This is a genomic window from Microbulbifer variabilis (assembly GCF_052468405.1).
Window position 1 is genome coordinate 1,358,389 of the sequence record NZ_CP174343.1, and the last position, 14,914, is coordinate 1,373,302.

Consider the following 14,914-nt stretch of genomic DNA (forward strand, 5'->3'; position numbering starts at 1 on the left):
CCTTTAGGAAGTAGCGTCGCTGGGGATTTTGGCGGTTTCCGTGGGAGCGGCTTCGATCTGAACTAACAGCTGGCCACCGCGTACCTGGTCTCCTTCACAGGCGCCCAGTTTAATTACGGTACCGTCACGGTCTGCGCGCAGGGCGTGCTCCATTTTCATGGCTTCCATTAAGGCGATAGTGTCTCCCCGCTGAACGCTTTGATTGGGCTCAACCAATACCTGCACCAGGCAACCATCCATAGGAGCCGTGATGCGGCCACTGCCTTCGTTAAGTCTCGATTTGGCCGGGGCGTGGGTGATATCGACAAAATGAAACTGCCTGCCGTCTAACAGGACATACAGATTGCTTTGGTTGGCTAGGAACAGTCTCTTTTGACTAACGCCACCCAGCAGGAGTTCAGCACTATAAATTCCACTTTCTTTTTGTGATTTCTCAAAATGGACCGACTGAATCAGGAACTGCTGGTCGCCTACTGAGATTTGGTAAGAATGATCTACTAACACCAGCAGCTCACAGTTCAGGGTTTGCCCTGAAATTTCCAGTCGGTAGTTGATCGGCACGCTGTTGTCGCCACTGCGCCAGTCACTGCGACCGCTACGCCGATCCTGAGGGTTAGCTTGGTACAAGTGATTCAGTAATGTGGCTTGGGCTGCAATTACTGCTGGAACTGGTTCTGCGGATGTCAGCGTGCTGTTTTGGTCGAGAAAACTGGTATCGGCATCGCCAGCGATAAACTGTGATTCGGCCAGGATCTTCTGCAGGAAATGGATATTGTTTTTGGGGCCGATAAATTCCAGCCGGGTCAGGGCTTGGGTTAGCTTGCGCCGAGCTTCTTCTCGATCCTGCCCCCAGGCAATTAATTTGCCGAGCATGGGGTCGTAAAATGGCGTAATTTCACAACCATTTTTCAAAGCGTGGTCGATACGGATTCCTTGTCCCTTTGGCGCTACCCAGTGGAGTACTTTTCCGGCCTGGGGCAGGAATTGTTGTTCCGGGTCTTCGGCATACAGGCGGACTTCAATGGCGTGGCCATGCTGGGTGACTCTCTGCTGGGAAACGCACAGGGCTTCGCCGCGGGCCACTGCCAGTTGCCAGGCTACCAGGTCAAAACCGGTTACCATTTCTGTTACCGGGTGCTCTACTTGCAACCGGGTGTTCATTTCCAGGAAATAGAATTCGCCGCTGGGACAGAGTAGAAACTCTACGGTGCCCGCGCCTAGATAACCGCAGGCTCGCGCGGCGGCGACTGCGGCTTGCCCCATTCTTTCCCGCAGCTGGGTGTCGACCGCTGGGGAAGGGCACTCTTCGACCACTTTTTGATGGCGTCGTTGTACGGAGCAATCCCGCTCTCCCAGATGAATACAGTTGCCATGACGATCCGCAAATACCTGGATTTCGATATGGCGAGCGTTGACCAGTGCCTTTTCCAGAATTAATTCGTCGCTGCCGAATGCACTCATGGATTCACTGCGGGCGGCGCGCAACTGGGAGGCCAGTTCGCTGTCTCCGTGAGCCAGGCGCATGCCGCGCCCACCACCGCCTGCGGCGGCTTTGATCATTAACGGGAAGCCAATGCGCCGCGCCTCGGCGATCAGGGTATCGTCGTCCTGGGCACCCTGGAAGCCGGGAATACAGGGTACGCCGGCAGCGGCAACAAACTCCTTGGCTTTGCGTTTGTTGCCCATTAGTTCTATGACTTCGGCACTCGGGCCAACAAAACGCAGTTCATTCTCTTCGCAAGCGCTGGCAAATTCCGCATTCTCAGCGAGAAAGCCGTAGCCGGGGTGGACGGCGGTGGCTCGGGATTTTTTAGCCGCGTCGAGAATTTTCTGGATATCCAGATAGGACTCCGCCGAAGTCTGCCCGCCAATGGCTACGGCGATATCGGCAGTCTGTGCGTGAAGTGCATCGCAGTCCGCATCGCTGTAGACGGCGACTGTGCGATAGCCTTCCGCCCGGGCAGTTCGCATAATTCGCAGTGCGATCTCGCCTCGATTGGCGATTAACAGGGTCTCTGTTGTCGACATCAGTGCTGCCACTCCGGTGATCGTTTTTCCAGAAATGCGCGGGCGCCTTCGCGCCCTTCATGGCCTTGAATTGCACGGGAAAACTGCTGCGCAGCGCCGTCGAGCAGTTGGCCGAGGGCAGTCTCATCGCTTACCCGTGCAGCATCCAGCAAGATCTGCTTGGTCGTTGCCAGGGCGCCGGGAGCGCAGGCATTGATCGCGCCCAAGTGTTCCTGCAGCGCGCCTTCGAGGGCTTCGGAATTATCGAGCAACTGGTGGATTAACCCAATTTCCAAGGCCTGCTGTGCATTGACTTTTGCTCCGCTGAGGGCCAGGCGCCGGGCCTGGGAGAGGCCGACCCGTGCCACGACAAAGGGAGCAATTTGTGCAGGCGGTAAACCCAGGCGGGTTTCCGGAAGGGCAAAGCGGCAACTGCGATCGGCGATGGCAATATCGGCACTGCAAGCGAGCCCGAAACCACCACCCATTACGGCACCTTCCAGTACGGCAATGACTATTAAAGGGGTGCGATTAAATCGTTCCATCAGTTCACCGAAACGACGGTTTAGGTGAAAAAATACATCACTATTTCCATCGCTCGCGCCCTGCTGAGCATTGAGCATATCGGCAATATCGCCACCGGCGCAGAAGTTGTGTTCTGCACCCCGCAGTACCAACGCTCGCACCTGCGGATCTTCTTCCGCTTCTGCGAGTTTTTGCAGAAGCTCATCTACCATTTGCAAACTGATGGCGTTGCGCTGTTGCGGGCGATTTAGCGTGAGATGACGGGCGATGCCGATGGTTTCATCAATAATTGTCTCCATGGCCTGACCTCACGCGGTGGGTTTGCGTTTGCTAGGCAGTATGCCCATCAGCTTACAGATAATGCCGAGCATTACTTCATCTGCACCGCCGCCGATAGCGGTGAGACGGCTATCCCGGTAAGCGCGGTTGATTACAGTCTCCTCGATATAGCCCATGCCACCCCAGAACTGCAGGCACTGATCGGGAATAGAGCGGGACAGGCGACCAGCCTTGAGCTTGGCCATAGAGGCGAGGGTAGTGACATCTTCACCGGCTACATAGGCTTCCACCGCGCGCCAGGTTAGAGAGCGCAGGCATTCCACTTCGGTCTGCATTTCTGCGAGGGCAAAGTGGATAGTTTGATTGTCGATCAATGGTGCTTTAAAGGCATGGCGTTCGCGCACATAGTCGATGGTGCTGCTCACGCAGTTTTCCAGGCCCTTTAAATTAAGTGCGGCGCCGGCGAGGCGCTCTTCCTGGAATTGCAGCATCTGCAGCAGGAAGCCAGCACCCTCATCGCCGATGCGGAAATGTTTGGGCACTCGCACATTGTCAAAAAAGATAGGGGCGGTTTCCGATGAGCGCATGCCTAATTTGTCGAGCTTTTCGCCGATGCGTACCCCTGGCGTTTTCGCCGGAATAATGACCAGGGATTTGTTGCTGTGGGCTTTGCCTTCACTGGTATTGACCAGAGTGCAGAAAAAGTCTGCGCAGGGGGCGTTGGTGATCCACATCTTGCTGCCGTTGATCACATAGTCGTCGCCATCGCTTTTGGCAGTGGTTTTAATTGAGGCAACATCGGAACCGGCGCCGGGTTCGGATACGGCGATTGCGCCGATCATCTCTCCGTTCACGGCGGGAATCAGGAACTGCTCTTTGAGATCCTGGCTGCCGAAGTTGGCCAGGGCAGGGGTACACATGGAAGTCTGCACGGAAATCGACAGGGGCACGCCGCCACAGTGGGCACCGCCCAGCTCCTCCAGGAAAACGGTTTCATAACTGAAGTCGAGACCCAGGCCACCGAAGTCTGTGGACTTGCTGATGCCTAGCAGACCCAGACCAGCCAGTTGTTGGAAAATTTCGCGGATAGGAAAGCGGCCGGCCTTTTCCCATTCGGCCACATTGGGGTTAATTTCCTGCTGTACAAAGTTTTGTACGGTGCGCTGCAGTTCCCGGTGTTGATCGCTAAATATCATTATTGTTTTCCCTGCCTTGAAGTGTGAACCCGGTGATGGTGTGAATGGGCAACCGCACTTCCTTGTTGCCCAGGTTTTTCGTTAAAGCCTAGCTACGCCAAAGGTATTTTTGTTGAGTTTTCTCTGCTCGGCCTCATTGCAAATTTCTAGCAACATGCCTAAAAGTTTGCGCGTATCGCGGGGATCGATAATGCCGTCATCCCAGAGGCGCGCACTGCAGGCGAGAGCATCGGAATTGCCCTGCATAAATGCGCTGGTGTCGTTTTCCAATTTGTCTAATACCGCCTCATCGACATTGCCGCTGCGTTGCATTTTTTGCTCGGTGACGATGCGCATTACCTTGCCGGCCTGGGCTGCGCCCATAACGGCGGTGCGGGAATTGGGCCAGGCAAAAATAAAGCGGGGATCGAATCCGCGACCGCACATGGCGTAGTTGCCGGCCCCATAGGAGCCGCCTACGACAATGCTGAGTTTTGGTACGCTGGCATTGGCCACGGCCTGAATCATTTTGGCCCCATGCTTGATGATGCCGTTGCGCTCCACCTCGGTACCCACCATAAACCCGGTGGTGTTATGCAAAAACAGCAGTGGCGTGCCACTCTGTTCGCACAATTGAATAAACTGCGCGGCCTTGTTGGCGCCCTTGGGGGTGATCGGGCCGTTATTCCCAATAATTCCCACAGGGAAGCCTTCGATACGAATATGGCCGCACACGGTTTGTCTATCGAATTCCGGCTTGAAATCCAGCATGGCGGAGCCGTCGGCGATACGAGCCAGAATTTCGCGCACGTCGTAGGGCTTTTTGCTGTCTGCTGGAATCAGGCCGAGCAGGTCGTCGATAGGGTGCAGTGGGTCTCGGTAATCTTTTTGTACTGAGCTTTTAATGGGTGAGGGTAGGGCGGCAACAATCTCTCTTGCTATGCGAATACCATCGGCGTCGTTCTCTGCTAAGTAATCGCCACTGCCGGACTCGGTACAGTGCATTTCTGCTCCGCCGAGGCTTTCCGCATCGGCAATTTCACCGGTGGCAGCTTTCAGCAGCGGCGGCCCAGCCAGGTACATGCCGGTTTGTCCGCGCACCATAACGACATAATCTGACAGGCCCGGCTGGTAGGCGCCGCCGGCAGTAGCGCCGCCGTGTACCACAGTAACTTGCGGAATACCGGCGGCGGACATTCGCGCCTGGTTGGCAAAACCCCGCCCACCGGGAGCAAAAGTGTCGCTGGCGTACATCAGATTGGCGCCACCACTTTGCGCCAGGGCGACTATTGGTAAATGATTTTCCAGAGCGATCCGCTGCATTCGCAGGGCTTTATCCATCCCGGCTGGTGAGATGGTGCCACCTTTTACGGCATAGTTATCCACTCGAACCATGCAACGTTGCCCGCTGATCTGGCCAATACCACAAATGGCTCCGCCACCCGCACCGGTACCATCCTGGTCGTCAAACAATTTATAGCCGGCGAGGGAGCACAGCTCTACAAAAGGTGCGCCGGGGTCGAGCAATAAATTGAGGCGCTCCCTTGGCAGCAGCCAGCCCCGATCACGATAGCGGGCAGCCTTACTTTTTTCAGCTTGAACCGGACGTTGCTCAGCTTCACGAAACTGGTTGATCTGCTCGAGCATGGCAGCTTGGTTGTCATTGAACTCTGCCGAGCGGTTGTCGAGCTGGGAATCAATCGGCTGCATTAGAGCTTACCCTCCGCTTCCAGCTCTTCCACAACTTGGGGCCGGCGTTTGCGGTGGAATCCATTAAAGCGCTTGGAGTTGTTGGCGGCTTGTGGCTGCCAAAGGGGAGAGTGATGCTTGAGACTTGAGCCACCATCGATACGCAGCGTTTGTCCGGTGATATAGCTGGCGGCATCGGAAAGTAGGAAGCACACTGCCCCACTAACTTCTGCTTCTTCTCCCAATCGGTAGAGGGGAATGCTGTCTCGGAAGCCCGGTAGTAGCTCGCGCAGGAATTTGGGGTCGTAAGTATCAAAGCCGCTGGAGAGAATATAGCCTGGCGCCACGGCGTTAACTCGAACGCCAAAAGGTGCCCACTCCAATGCGGAGGTTTCGGTAATATTTTCCATGCCCGCGCGGGCGGCACCGGAATGGCCCATCATTGGCATGCCGCCGGCGTTATCTGCGGTGATATTTACGATACTGCCGCCGTGCTGTTTCATCGACTGCACAAAAACTTCTCGGGACATTAAAAAGCCACCGAGCAGGTTGCTGCGTACAACGGCATCGAAACCTCTTGTGTTGATCTGCTCAAGGGGGGAGGGGAACTGGCCACCGGCATTGTTCACCAATCCGTGAATTTGGCCCCGGGCCTGGACAATTTGCCCCACTGTCTCCTGCACTCCGTCTTCATCGCGAATATCCAGGCTGAACAAACTGCACTCGCCACCATCGTTATTGATTTCACCGGCAACCCTTTCCAGCTTGTCCAGTTTGCGCCCGATCAATACTGCATGGGCGCCGAGGCTGGCCAATTCGTGGGCGATACAGCGGCCAATACCGCTGCCGCCGCCGGTGACGATATAGGTTTGCTCGCTAAAGCTGCCTGAGCGCAGCTGGCTTTGATAGCGCATGAAAGTTTCCTTTTTTACGGCCTCACGGCTTATTCAGTTTTTATTGTTCTTGTTGGCGCTTGCGCCTGCGTGTGAGAAAACGCAGAATAGCTTAACGCTACCAAGCAAGCGCTTGGTATTCAATAGCTGGCGTCTATTTGATTTGAAATTCATTGGGCCGCTAATATTCCGGGTTAATTACCCGAAAAAGTTTTGGAGAGATACGTGCGAGAGAGTGCGCAAGTGCTGGCGGAGGTGCCGACTCAACTGTCACCACAAGAATTAATTGGTACTCTGGTAGAGCAGGGTATGCTAACTGACCCTGCCTCTCCCCGCGGACGTTTACTGAATGCCGCTGCGCGTCTGTTCGAGCAAAGGGGATTTGCCCGCACCACAGTGCGTGATCTAGCTGCGGAAGTTGGCATACTTTCTGGCAGTATTTTTCACCATTTTGCCAGTAAAGAGCAGATTCTCTGCGCGGTAATGAAAGAGGTCACCATATTTGCCAGTGCTCGAATGCGTAGTGCTGCAGAGAGTGCAGGCTGTCCGCAGGAAAAGTTGCGGGCTTGCATACAGTCTGAGCTCGAGGCTATCCACGAACAAGCCGTACCAGGATTTTCCATTCTGGTAATGGAGTGGCGCAGCTTGTCTGAGGAGAGCCAGGAAGAGGTATTGCAGCTGCGCGAAGAGTATGAGCGGATCTGGTTGGATGCAATTGTTGCGGCCAAATGCCCTGGTGATGACCCGGCACTTGTGCGGCGGCTTTTAGTTGGCGCACTAAGCCACACTTATAGCTGGTTCGAACCCAGGGATAGGGGGCTGACAATTCCTGAATTGGCTGATCGGACCTTTCATATCTTTACTCCCTGACCACAGAAAAACTGCGAGGCGCACGAAAAACTGTGCACTTTGCCTCCTTTCTTGCCAATTATGTAACCTTGAATGGTTTCCTGAGAACTGGTGCGCACCCGTTTTCTCATGAATCTTTTACCCTGCGCGCAAGATGTAAAGAATGTGACAATATGTGTCACTAGGTGACAGGAGAGGGGAATGGCGAGCCAGGAACTTTACCAGGTAGTTTCCACTGGAAGGACACTTCACGCCAAAGATTCGGATCAAGTGGTGCGGGATGCTACGAAGCTGTTTTCAATCCCAGAAGCCCAAGCTCGAAGGTTTCTATTGAAAGGGTGGGTTATCAGAGATCAGCTGGAATCTGCCCGTGCCTTGGAGTATCGCGCCGGTCTTCACAAAATTGGTTTGAGAGTGGAGGTCTGCCCTGCAGGAAAATTTGATAATCAGCAGTTAATTGCCCGTATTAAGGTAGCGCAGAGGCGCAAAGCCCAGACAGCCAAGGGGAGGTCCTTCAACAAAAATAGCATTATTGGCAGCGGCCCAGGGGTACCACCAGAGTACAGTCAGTCCCCTAAAGCTGCTGTGCAATCGGAGGGCTCAAGGACCTTAGAACCCTCAAAGGGAATAGAGCAAATTATCAGTGATAAGAAAGTTACTGTGCCCTCCGGTGTTGGCAGAGCTTTATTGGGTTTTTTGCCGGCAATAGTGCTGCCCGCTATTTTTTTGACAGTTGCTGGCCTGTGTTTGTATGGGGTCGGTTTTGCCCTCTGGCAGATTCCGCTTGCAGTATGGCAGGGCGATTTGAATGGCAGCGTTATTGTATCCAGTTTGATTGCGATTGCTGTGTGTGGTTTTCTTTTTCTGCTCCTGGCTGCGCCCTACCTGTGGTTTCCGAGAAGTGCTTGGGCCAAACTCGGTGAGATACCCCTCGATCGAGCCCAAGGTAAGGACCTTCTGCGTTTATTTGAACAGCTTTCCCGAAGAACCAGTCTGCCGAAAGTGAATGAGATTGTTCTAAGTCCCAACGCCCAGATTTTCAGCTCACCCACACTTTCCGAGGTAATACGCCAGCAATTACCACTTCATTTGGGGCTCGCCAGCGTGACGGCTCTACGTGGCAGTGAGGCCCTAGCTTTGGTGGGCCGTGGAATTGGTATCTACCAGGGGAAACTAACCGGATTATTGGCTTGGTTGGTTTTGGATGGTTTGCGCCGCCTTGAGTTAGTTCAGTGGGCTCTAGAGAACGAACGCAGTGTCCTGTGTACAAGTGGAGAGCCCAGTATTTTCCAGAAACCCTTTCATCGCATGCTGGTCATCTGTGGCCACTTTTTATTGCCTTTAGTGGAGCGTCTCGAAAACCTGCACCGATTCATTACCCGTAGTAGTGCCCGTTACCTAGAGTCACGTGCTGATCTGTGGGCGGCAGATTTGATTGGTAGTCAGGTGTTTCCGGGGTTTGCCGAAAGGTGGCACCGACTGGTGCACGCGGATTTGATTGTCTCAGAGACCGCCCGTGAGGCCGCTGCCCTGGGTCAACGATTTGAAAATATCCCTACTGCGATAGCCTGGACGTTTGAGAATCTGGACCAAGAAACCTGTAAGGCTATAGAGCTAGCCATGGGGCAGGCAAGTGATCCCTGGGATGTGTGTGAGGCGGCGGATTTAGAGCGTATTGAGGTGGTAAGCCGGCGTGACCTGGGCTCTCGTATCAAATGGGAAGTCTCTATGCCGGAGCTATTCGCCAATTTTACTGAATTGGCAATGGCCTGCACTGCTTCCAGCGCTGGGGCTGATTGCCAAGTAGTAGAAAATCGCCGCTTGCTCTGTTCCAGCCGTGAGGTAGACGAGGCAGTGCAGACTTTGGAAGAGTACTTTAATCGTCTTCCTCCGTTTTCTTTGCTGCCGTTGAGTCGACCAGCATCTAAAGAAATGCAGGAGATGGATCTGCAGGCCATTGTCGATTGGTTGCGAGGCAAGTTGGTTGATTTGGGTGAGGTGCGCGAGCGTAGCCGGATGTTGCGAACTCGTATGGCAACAATGCAGCTGGGTGCGGCAATGATTAGGAACAAGTTGCGTATCGACCCCCAGGATTACTCACTAAAAAGTGGCAGTCTTGCATCGGCTCAAGAGTTGGCTGCGCTGAAACGATCCGAATTGGAAGAGAGTGAAAAGCAGCTGCAGCATATCTATACCGCGTTTTACCAACGCTTGTGTCTGGCTCTGGTAACCATGCCGGCGAAGGAACGCCAAGAGGCGCGCAACCAACTGCGCCATCTTTCTGCATACGATTCCCTAGAGCCTCATCTGGAGCGGCTTGCCGGGTTTAGTGCCAGTTTGGGGTTATTTGCCCGGCATCTATCGCAAAACCTGTCAGAACGGGAGCTGGTGCAGAAATATCTGGCCTTGAGTGCTCGGGAATTGGATGCGACTTTCGCTACAGTAGAATCTTCTGAGTTATTGAGATCGCAGGGTCTTGGTAGTGCCCTATGTATCAAGGCTAAGCGTGAAACCCTACAGGTATTGCCGCAGCAACACCAAGAGGCATTGGCAGCTGTGCGGTCAATGGAGTCTCGTTGTAAATATGCCCGATCGGTGATTCTGGAGTATTATCAGGTACAGTTGGCAGCCTTGTTGAGACGCTGTCTGGAGCGGGAAAGGCAGCTGCAGCTGAGTCCACTTCGCCTGTTGCGAACCGTTTAACCCCCGGCCAGCTTGACCTTATAGTTCTTGGACTCGAGAAGGGTCTTGATTTCCGGGCGCTTGTCGCCTTGGATTTCAATCACACCGTCTTTCAAGGCACCACCGCAGCCACAGCGTTTCTTCAATTCTGCCAGCAGTAATTTCAATTCACGATCAGTACCTGCGATCCCGCGCACGCAGGTCACCCCTTTACCCTTGCGTCCCTTGGTCTCCCTGTGGATACGTACTATGCCATCCCCCTCATGGCGCTTTTCTGCAGAGGGTTCTTCTTTTATACGGCCGCGATCGGTGGAATAGACGAGACGATTTTCCTTGGCCATGGCTGAGGGCTCCCCGATAAACAATTGTGATTTTTGGTCGGAGCGCGATTGTGCCCGAGGTGTGGAAGAAGTCAAAGGGGACCCAGCTGACCGGCAGTGGGCCCGGTGAAAATTAGAGGCGACCAAGTTCCTCCTAAAGGTTAGAATTCCGCCGAAAATTGATAGCAGCAAGTGGTTGAGGTGATAGATGGCGTTAACAGGACGTCGAAAACTGCTCAATGAGGTGATCTTCGGTACAGATACTCCCGCCGGACGCAACTTTGATGTTTTCTTGATCTGGGCGATTTTGATCAGTGTGTCCCTGGTTTTACTGGCTTCGATTGGAGCTGTAGCGGATCGTTACGGTTCGCTGCTCATCGGTCTGGAGTGGGTCTTTACCGGGTTGTTTACCATAGAGTACTTCGCACGAATTTATTGTTCGGTGAATCGCCGTAAATATATTTTCAGCTTCTATGGAATTGTCGATCTACTCGCAATCCTGCCGAGTTATCTGGCCCTGCTCTATACCGGTGCAACCTATTTGCTGGTGATCCGCTTACTGCGGGTGCTGCGTATTTTCAGGATACTTAAGCTGGTTCGCTACCTGAGGGATGCCAATATTTTGTTGCGTGCTTTGGGGCTTGCGCGGCGAAAAATTCTGGTGTTCTACTCTAGCGTATTTGTAATGTGTATTATCTTTGGCTCCCTGATGTTTGTAGTAGAGGGGCCTGGTCATGGTTTTACCAGTATTCCCACCAGCGTGTATTGGGCAATTGTCACCATTACGACTGTAGGCTATGGGGATATTTCGCCACAGACACCACTTGGGCAGGCAATTGCGGCGATGACGATGTTGATAGGTTACTCAATCATTGCAGTTCCCACAGGGATTTTGACCGCGGAGTTGGCGGGAGAGATGAATCGCGAGCGTACCCAGCTGGCTTGCCACAACTGCAGTCGCAGCGCCCATGATCCCGATGCGGAATACTGTAAGTTTTGTGGCCACAGGCTGGAGGATACGGAGGAGGTACCTGAAGTTTGAAAATTGTCAGCTCATCAGGCCTGCCTGCTTTTTGAGCAGAGAGGGGTAGAAGCTCCGAGAGATAGGGTCACCCCTGAGTCCATGTGACCTGAGCTAAAAATTCATCAGAAAGTATTTTTCTTGTTGGGAGTGGCTACCAGTCACCTGGAACACGTACTGCCACAACCTCAGCCTTGGCGCATAAACGGCCATCGCTGGTAAGGCTACAGTGTAATACGGTTTTTTTGGGGCCGCGTCCGACAATAGAGGCTTCGAGGATTAGTGGTTTATCAATCATTGCTGGAGCCAGGTATTTGATATCGAGCTTACCGGTTGCGTACCAGATTTTCTCCCCAGTACCAACATCGCGCCCGGCCTGTACATAGCCATCAGCGATAGCCGTACAAATAGTATGGCAATCAATCACTGTGGCGATAATACCACCATTCAAATACTTTGCTGGACCAGCATTGTGAAACGGGCTGGGAGTAAACTCACAGCGGGTTTGATTCTGGCCACTCCAATAGCTCTTGATACGCAGCCCTTGGTCGTTGTCCGGGCCACAACCAAAGCAGTGGTTGCCCTGAATTTGATCCTGGATGGCGATTTCTTGAGTCATAACTGTCCCTCGCGATAGACGCGCAATACTACCGATTTGCGCCAGAGAGGGGAAGAAATTAACCTTGCGGGCTTCCAATAGAGTTACCCGAATTATCTGGACATAGATACATGGAAATATATGGCCTTTGCGCCCCTGGGTTTGAGGCACTTTATGATGCTTTCGCCAAAAATTTTCGCGAGTGTGGGGATACCGGCGCGGCCTTTGCGGTGCGCCAGCATGGAGAATTGATCTGTTCCTTATGGGCCGGTAGCGCTGATAGGGATGCCGAACGCCCTTTTACAGAAGATACTCTAGCCAATGTATTTTCTTCCAGTAAGGGCATACTCGCACTGCTTGCTATGCAACAAGTAGCTGCTGGTAACCTGGATCTGGACCGCCCTGTGGCAGACTACTGGCCGGAATTTGCCCGAGGTAAGGACAGTGTCACGGCACGCCAATTACTTTGCCACCGTAGTGGTTTGGTTGCCTTCCGTGGGCGGGTAAAGGATAGCCTGATTTATGACTGGCAAGCGGCATGTGATGAAGTGGCTCGTACTGAGCCTTGGTGGGCTCCTGGAACTCAGCAGGGCTACGCCCCTTTTTTGTACGGCTGGAGCTTGGGTGGGGTGATCGAGCGGGTAGCGCAAAAGCCCTTATTGGAACTTTATCGGGAAATGTTAGCCAAACCCCTCGATCTCGATGGGGGCTTTGGCGCTAATGGACACAAATCCCAGCGTATAGCTGATGTCAGCCCCCTCAAACAGCCGCTTCCAGAGTTGCGTGAAAATGCTATTGGTCGTGCAATAAAAGAAGATCGCAAGGGTCCGGTTTCAATGGCGTTTAGCAATCCCGTTAGCCTGATGATGGGAACCAACAGCTCCGAGTGGCGCGGAGCATTGATTCCCGCTGCCAATGGACATTTCAGTGCGCGAGACCTGGCAGCAGTGTACGGCGATCTGTCAAAGGACAACCCCGAAACTTTACCAATAGAATGGGTAAAAGAGGCTGCACGGGAGCAAAGTTGCGGCCGAGATAAAGTGCTACAGGCCGAAGTGAGTTTTGGTTGTGGTTTTATTCGCAGCAGTAACGCTGCGGATTTGCGTTTTGGTGGTCCTGAAGGCTTTGGTCATCCGGGTGCCGGTGGCAGTGTCGGATTCGCCGATCCTGAATGTGGCTTGGGATTGGGGTATGTCACAACAAGGCTGGGGCAGAGTTTGTTTATGGACCGGCGCGCGGTAGGGTTGGTGGAAACCTTATACGGGCTGCTGTGATGAGTGATGAAATTTTAAAGCTGGTTGAGCGTATTGATGAGCTGGAGAGCCGTCTCGCTTTCCAGGAGGATACTATCGCCCAACTTAATGACGTTATTGCCCGCCAGGATTTGGATATCCGGAACCTGATTGCACGCATTCGTGAGCTGGGAGAAAAGTACAGTGCGATAACTTTCGAAATGCAGGGTGGAGCAAAGCAGCAAGATGAGAAGCCGCCACATTATTAGCAGGGGATAGCTTGTAGATGTGAATGATTAAAGTCGTGCCATTGAGTTGTGGGAGTAAGCACAAATGCGTCTAAAAAAAGTTTGTCCTCTGGTGCTGGAGGTATTGACAAACTTTTCCACATGCAAACATGCTGCTGACAACTACCTGTATACACTAAAACAGCCGGTACATTAAAAATTTTGCTTTATCTAACCTGTTGTTTTTATTGGCAAAACTCAAGAGTTTAAAAAATGTGCAAAATGCTATAGGCAAGGGATTACGCCATGTGGCGCTGACCTTTGTCGATTAATGCACAGAGTTATCCACAGATTTTGTGGAAGAAGGGGGTAAACACTTCTCTAGTGGCGAAACTGCACGCTAGTGCATCGTCGTCGCAGTAATCGATGATGCGCAATGGGGACTGGTCAATAGAACTGATGATCAGTTTATCTTAGCCTTCACAATATTTCGTAGGGTCGATTCAGCCGCCGGTCAGCTAGCGTGCTGAATACTGTAGGGACTGTGCAGGAGCACTGGGCTCAGTGCATCCCAATACCCGTTTATTAAAAGTGCGTTAGGAGAACCAATAATGAAACATTGGGTAGCAATTCTTGCAATGGGCTCACTGGTGGGTTGTTCCACTTTGGACCCATACACCGGTGAGAGTAAAACCAGTAATGCCGCCAAAGGGGCAGGAATTGGCGCTGTAGCTGGTGCAATTGTCGGTGCGGCAACTGCGAGTAAGAAAGACCGTAAGAAAGGGGCTCTCACCGGGGCCTTGGGTGGCGCAGCCATTGGCGGTGGCATTGGCTATTATATGGATCGCCAGGAAATGGCTTTGCGACAGCGCCTGGAGGGCAGTGGTGTTCGTGTTCAGCGTGAGGGCGATAACATCCGTCTGATCATGCCTGGCAATATCACATTTGGTACCAACCGCTCCGATATTCGAACTGACTTTTACGATACTCTGGAATCTGTGACTGTTGTTTTACAGGAGTTTGATAAGACAGCCATCCGTGTTAGTGGCCATACTGACAGCACTGGCTCTGACGTTTACAACCAGTCCTTGAGTGAGCAGCGCGCTAATTCGGTAGCTAGCTTCTTCAGTAATAGCGGTGTTGCCTACGGTCGTGTACAGGCTGTCGGTTATGGTGAGCGTTATCCGCTGGCTAGTAATGACTCTGAATCAGGCCGCCAAGCTAACCGTCGTGTAGAGCTCGAGCTGTTGCCGCTATAAGCGGCATGAGGCTTAGTTGCCTCTAGAGTGACACTCGCAGCGCCTAACTGAATAGTCGTAGGCGCTGCGGTCCTAATTAATCCCTTTTGACCTCCTCAGTATCAATCCTCCTTTACAGATGTGGCAGGGTTGCCCTTCTACCCTTATGTTTGTTTAAT

At 53.0% G+C, this 14,914-nt stretch carries 13 protein-coding genes; 6 read left to right on the forward strand and 7 right to left on the reverse strand.

Annotated features, from left to right (window positions below; genetic code table 11):
• Positions 1-3 precede the first annotated feature (3 nt).
• The 5 genes from ACJJJB_RS06420 to ACJJJB_RS06440 form a co-directional block, all read right to left on the reverse strand.
• The gene (locus tag ACJJJB_RS06420) at positions 4-2,028 is read right to left on the reverse strand and encodes an acetyl/propionyl/methylcrotonyl-CoA carboxylase subunit alpha (RefSeq protein ID WP_445365927.1); all 2,025 of its coding nucleotides are present in this window, start codon (positions 2,026-2,028) and stop codon (positions 4-6) included.
• Positions 2,028-2,831, reverse strand: a complete 804-nt coding sequence (locus ACJJJB_RS06425) for an enoyl-CoA hydratase/isomerase family protein (protein ID WP_282933179.1) — start codon at positions 2,829-2,831, stop codon at positions 2,028-2,030. Before ACJJJB_RS06425 ends, ACJJJB_RS06420 begins: the two co-directional genes overlap by 1 nt.
• Positions 2,832-2,840: 9 nt before the next feature.
• Positions 2,841-4,007, reverse strand: a complete 1,167-nt coding sequence (locus tag ACJJJB_RS06430) for an acyl-CoA dehydrogenase family protein (protein ID WP_445365928.1) — start codon at positions 4,005-4,007, stop codon at positions 2,841-2,843.
• A gap of 81 nt (positions 4,008-4,088) precedes the next feature.
• Positions 4,089-5,696: an acyl-CoA carboxylase subunit beta gene (locus ACJJJB_RS06435; RefSeq protein ID WP_353375226.1), complete on the reverse strand. Its 1,608-nt coding sequence runs from the start codon at positions 5,694-5,696 to the stop codon at positions 4,089-4,091.
• Complete coding sequence (locus tag ACJJJB_RS06440; RefSeq protein WP_353375227.1) at positions 5,696-6,589, reverse strand: SDR family oxidoreductase; 894 nt, start codon at positions 6,587-6,589, stop codon at positions 5,696-5,698. The genes ACJJJB_RS06435 and ACJJJB_RS06440 overlap by 1 nt, the downstream gene beginning before the upstream one ends.
• Positions 6,590-6,793: 204 nt before the next feature.
• Here ACJJJB_RS06440 and ACJJJB_RS06445 point away from each other — a divergent pair, with 204 nt between their 5' ends.
• Together ACJJJB_RS06445 and ACJJJB_RS06450 are read left to right on the forward strand one after the other, a co-directional pair.
• Complete coding sequence (locus ACJJJB_RS06445; protein WP_020415107.1) at positions 6,794-7,438, forward strand: TetR/AcrR family transcriptional regulator; 645 nt, start codon at positions 6,794-6,796, stop codon at positions 7,436-7,438.
• A 180-nt stretch (positions 7,439-7,618) separates the two neighbouring features.
• Entirely contained in the window at positions 7,619-10,120 is a 2,502-nt protein-coding gene (locus ACJJJB_RS06450) for a hypothetical protein (protein WP_444945177.1), read from the forward strand.
• On the opposite strand, the gene yciH is transcribed toward ACJJJB_RS06450, so the two are convergent.
• On the reverse strand, positions 10,117-10,440 hold the full coding sequence (gene yciH / locus ACJJJB_RS06455; RefSeq protein ID WP_353375230.1) for a stress response translation initiation inhibitor YciH: 324 nt from the start codon (positions 10,438-10,440) through the stop codon (positions 10,117-10,119). The genes ACJJJB_RS06450 and yciH overlap by 4 nt on opposite strands.
• 187 nt (positions 10,441-10,627) lie before the next feature.
• Here yciH and ACJJJB_RS06460 point away from each other — a divergent pair, with 187 nt between their 5' ends.
• Positions 10,628-11,461 (forward strand): ion transporter, encoded by an 834-nt coding sequence (locus ACJJJB_RS06460; protein WP_282950818.1) that lies wholly within the window; start codon positions 10,628-10,630, stop codon positions 11,459-11,461.
• 133 nt (positions 11,462-11,594) lie between these two features.
• Here the strand turns inward: ACJJJB_RS06460 and ACJJJB_RS06465 are convergent, their stop codons facing one another.
• Positions 11,595-12,059, reverse strand: a complete 465-nt coding sequence (locus tag ACJJJB_RS06465) for a PaaI family thioesterase (RefSeq protein ID WP_353375231.1) — start codon at positions 12,057-12,059, stop codon at positions 11,595-11,597.
• A gap of 110 nt (positions 12,060-12,169) precedes the next feature.
• On the opposite strand from ACJJJB_RS06465, the gene ACJJJB_RS06470 reads away from it, so the two are divergent.
• The 3 genes from ACJJJB_RS06470 (at position 12,170) to ACJJJB_RS06480 (ending at position 14,756) form a co-directional block, all read left to right on the forward strand.
• On the forward strand, positions 12,170-13,312 hold the full coding sequence (locus ACJJJB_RS06470; protein ID WP_020415112.1) for a serine hydrolase domain-containing protein: 1,143 nt from the start codon (positions 12,170-12,172) through the stop codon (positions 13,310-13,312).
• Positions 13,312-13,539: a SlyX family protein gene (locus ACJJJB_RS06475; protein ID WP_444945176.1), complete on the forward strand. Its 228-nt coding sequence runs from the start codon at positions 13,312-13,314 to the stop codon at positions 13,537-13,539. Before ACJJJB_RS06470 ends, ACJJJB_RS06475 begins: the two co-directional genes overlap by 1 nt.
• Positions 13,540-14,108: 569 nt before the next feature.
• On the forward strand, positions 14,109-14,756 hold the full coding sequence (locus tag ACJJJB_RS06480; protein ID WP_020415114.1) for a YiaD family glycine zipper/OmpA-like lipoprotein: 648 nt from the start codon (positions 14,109-14,111) through the stop codon (positions 14,754-14,756).
• Positions 14,757-14,914: the final 158 nt, after the last annotated feature.